Below are 368 nucleotides of genomic sequence, written 5' to 3'. Positions count from 1 at the left end.
CGCTAAAGGAATGGTACAGTATGTACAAGGATAATCGCAACCATCTTGTACTTTCAAAAAAGTACGTGTCCTATCACCAATAGAATAAGAGGCAATAAAATTATGGTTTACTTTCTCTATATTTTGCTGATGAATAAGGGTTTTTGGTTGCTTGGTTAAATCGGTAATATATTCTACTATCCTGAATTTTTCTGCAGCGCCCAAAACCATATCAACACCTTCTATTTCGGCAATTTCTTGTGGTTTTAACTGCGCATAGCAGCCTACAATGGTTACAAAAGCATTAGGAGAATATTTTAAAGCTTCTTTAACAACTTTACGGCATTTTTTATCGGCATGCTCTGTAACAGAGCAGGTGTTAATCACAT

The 368-nt window shown here is 35.6% G+C and carries 1 pseudogene; it reads right to left on the bottom strand.

Annotated features, from left to right (window positions below):
• Nucleotides 1–368, bottom strand: a pseudogene (locus AC1DND_RS29655) (tRNA (N(6)-L-threonylcarbamoyladenosine(37)-C(2))-methylthiotransferase MtaB); the annotation flags it as partial.

The organism is Pedobacter sp. 01N416 (assembly GCF_056399685.1).
The sequence above is the reverse complement of the archived record's forward strand: the minus strand, read 5'-3'. Positions and strand labels throughout refer to the sequence as shown.